Source organism: Variovorax sp. P4_D9, from assembly GCF_056401695.1.
The window spans coordinates 1-3,010 of record NZ_JBFUIU010000981.1; the positions used below are offsets into that span (position 1 = coordinate 1).

Below are 3,010 nucleotides of genomic sequence, written 5' to 3' on the forward strand. Positions count from 1 at the left end.
CCGCCAGGGTGTAGCGCCCGCCAGCCTGTAGCCCCCGCGCGCACGTCGCTCTCGGACCTTTCCGCAATGCACCGGAGTACTAGCTTCTTCCTGTGAACGTCGCCTCAGGGCCAATTCTGTTGAAAAACTCGATCGAGCGACAAGGCTTGCCGACGCCCAAATGTCGGGCGCAGAGCACGCGTCTTGCATCGATGTTCATCAGAGCCGCGTAGAGGCGCTCAGGCGAGTTTCGTGCTGCGGTTGGTCGCCCGGCACATCGAGTGCACCTTCGACGTCTCCTACGCAGAAATCGAGCGCGCCGCGCCGCAGAATCCGAGTTTTTCAACAGAATCGGCCCACTCCTGCCGGTCAGCGGATGATGATGGTGCMGCGCTAAGCACGACGCGGACTTACACGCTTTTGATGTCGCATGCTCTCGCCGGTTGCGACACCATTACCCGCTCGCGCTCCGATTTGCGTCACCTTTTTTGATCCGACCTGGATGGTGAGGACAGTGCTCAGACCTGCCTCGAGCATCTGCTTTCCGGCACCCCTGGGGAGATCGCGCCAATGCGGCGCCAAGGCCGCGGTGACGGCCCATGGCGCGACCAACGTGGCCATTTCGACCGACAACAGCGCCACGCAGTCACGGCGCGTTATTCGATCACCTGGTCGGCACGTGAGCGGCACTGTGCCGATCGTGGTTGCACGACCATCGTAATCGCAGTCCAATAAAGCCGCGGCCGTATCATGATAATTGGCTCGGCGTCGGGACGGCAGATCACAAGGAGAAGCAATATGCATGCAGTCATCAGAACCTACGCTAATCTCAAGTCAAGGAATCTTTTTGACCTGTTGGAAGAGCGCAAGTCCGACGTCGAAGCCGCCATTCGGACGGTACCCGGCTTGGTGAGCTACACCTTGCTGCGCACGGCCGATGGCGGTATATCGGTCACCGTGTGCCAAGACAAGAAAGGTGCTGACGAAAGCGTGAGAATCGCTCGCGATTGGATTCAGAAGAATGCCTCGAATGTGGGCACGCATCCGCCCGCCGTTACCGAAGGTTCAGTCATCCTGCAGATCAAATAGCGCGCAATTGACCTTGGGAGGCCGCGGTAACGGCGCCCGATTTGAAGCACTGCGCGCCAAAACAACGCGAGCGCTTTGGCGCGGCTCAGGCCACCCTGCGGTGGGAGCGCATGGTGGTGTCCTTGAACAGCTCGGCCGTCAATGCCCAGCAGGATCGCGCTGCGCAGGGCGTCACGGTGCATGCCGAGGATCAGCTCGGTACCGCCGCTCACCATCTCCTGCACCAGGAAGCGTTAGGCCGCACGCCCGTGCGGGCTTCGACTTCGGCGGCCATCGCGGCCTGGCGCATGCCCTTGAAGTCGTGTCCGAACTTGACGTTGCAATCTTGCAATCGGCGTCGTGCTGAAGTCGATCGACTCAAAGCCGGAGTGAGCCGCGGCCGCGGACCGCTTCCGCGCCGGGATCACGGCACGCGCCGCGCGCGGCTCCGCATGCATGGGCCCGACATCGGCAAGAACCACTCTCCTGGTCCCGCCGGCGGACGCGCGTTGGAGCACTACCTCGGCGTGCCGCCTCATGCCGAGACGCGGCTGTACCTGCGCAAGATGTAGGCTGCCGCGTCGGGTCGAATGGCCAGGAAGTCGAAGATGTCGCCGTTGATCACCATGGCCACGCGCGGGGCCGCGTCTTCACGCGCCAGGTTGATCAGCCAGACCAAGGCGTCCTGTTCGCGAAACGCGCGACGGCCCGGCGGGCCTCCCAGGTGCAGGTCGCTGAGGACAAAGAGCTTATCGAATTCATAGAGCATCGGTGCCCTTTTGCCCGCTTCCCAGCGCGGGAGTGAGTGAGAGAGCATGATCCGGCGACAGCGAGTTGACAAGCCAAAAGTGCTTGCGGGAGATTGCCAACGCGCCGGGGAGCGCCGTTGACCTGCGAAATGCGCGCAGTTCAACGCCGCCGGGCAATGTCGAATGCGTAGGGTACGACGCACTTGGTGATGTCGTCGATTGAGTTCATGGAGCGGGTGGTCGCGCATGTTCCACGCCCGCGCTTGCCTGCCCCGGGCCGTTCTTCAGGCGCACCGGGCGAGTGACTGACATTTGTCGACCAGTTCAGGAAACCGAATGGCTGGAAGGGGTTGAGAGCGGGGTCGTACGGCTGCTTTCTGGCATTCACATTAGTGGCTGGTAGTGGCCGCGAGCACCAATTCGCGGCCGTGCCTGACAGCTGACCTTCGGCGCGATCGGCCCGGTTGGCCAACGACCGCTATAGGCGAGTTTGGCGAACAGGCAGTCCCGGCCATCACCGGTCCTTGGACCGCGCCAATCGGGCGGCAGCTCAAGACTGGCTGCTGTCACTCAGGCTCCGAGATTGAGCGACAGCCGCCGCCGGAACCTGCCATTCGTCGATCGCCCAGGCGGATGGCCGCTGTGCCTCGGAACCTGCCGGACGTTGGACGTCAAGCCGGTGACATGAGCCCGCACCCACGGGGCTGACCCACCGGTGGCAGCTTCCACGCTTCCACAGTCCGCCAACTGGGGCTCCCGACCCTGAGCCGACCTTCGACTCAAGCTTCACGTGCGTCGGCTCTGGCGAGAAAGGGGATGTTGGCGATCCGCGACCGACCGCTCACTTTCCTCCCAGTGCAGCCGCGCGACGTGTCGACGCGCTTTCAAAGCTTGCCGTGGATCTGCACCTGCCGAGGCGGATCAATCCGCCGCGAAGCAGTAGAACAGCCCGGCTCCGCCGGTCTTCGGCAGGTCATCCTTGCCGCAGCCCGCGGTGTTGTGCGAGGAGTTCCATGACACCGCCCAGGGGTCCTGGCTGGGACCCGAGCGGTCGAAGTGGCCGACGATGGCCGAGCCGGCGCCGTTCTTCGTCCACTCGCCGCAGGTCATGTCGGGCTGGTTCGGGAACGACGCGGGCGCGCTGCCGTCCGGTCGCGTGCCGGTGAGGATGTCGTGCTGGTTGGGCTGTTTGGAGCGGTCGTTCGCCACTGTGC

3 protein-coding genes and 1 pseudogene are annotated in these 3,010 nt (G+C 63.7%); 2 read left to right on the plus strand and 2 right to left on the minus strand.

Annotated features, from left to right (window positions below):
• Nucleotides 1-777: 777 nt before the first annotated feature.
• Nucleotides 778-1,068, plus strand: a complete 291-nt coding sequence (locus AC1DY5_RS49445) for a hypothetical protein (protein ID WP_478121640.1) — start codon at nt 778-780, stop codon at nt 1,066-1,068.
• A gap of 110 nt (nt 1,069-1,178) precedes the next feature.
• Complete coding sequence (locus tag AC1DY5_RS49450) at nt 1,179-1,619, plus strand: hypothetical protein (RefSeq protein ID WP_478121641.1); 441 nt, start codon at nt 1,179-1,181, stop codon at nt 1,617-1,619.
• Here AC1DY5_RS49450 and AC1DY5_RS49455 read toward each other — a convergent pair.
• Together AC1DY5_RS49455 and AC1DY5_RS49460 are read right to left on the minus strand one after the other, a co-directional pair.
• Nucleotides 1,583-1,816 carry a hypothetical protein gene (locus AC1DY5_RS49455; RefSeq protein ID WP_478121642.1) on the minus strand — a complete coding sequence of 78 codons (234 nt, stop codon included), beginning with the start codon at nt 1,814-1,816 and terminating at the stop codon, nt 1,583-1,585. The two genes, AC1DY5_RS49450 and AC1DY5_RS49455, sit on opposite strands and share 37 nt — an antisense overlap.
• A gap of 901 nt (nt 1,817-2,717) precedes the next feature.
• Nucleotides 2,718-3,010, minus strand: a pseudogene (locus tag AC1DY5_RS49460) (hypothetical protein); the annotation flags it as partial.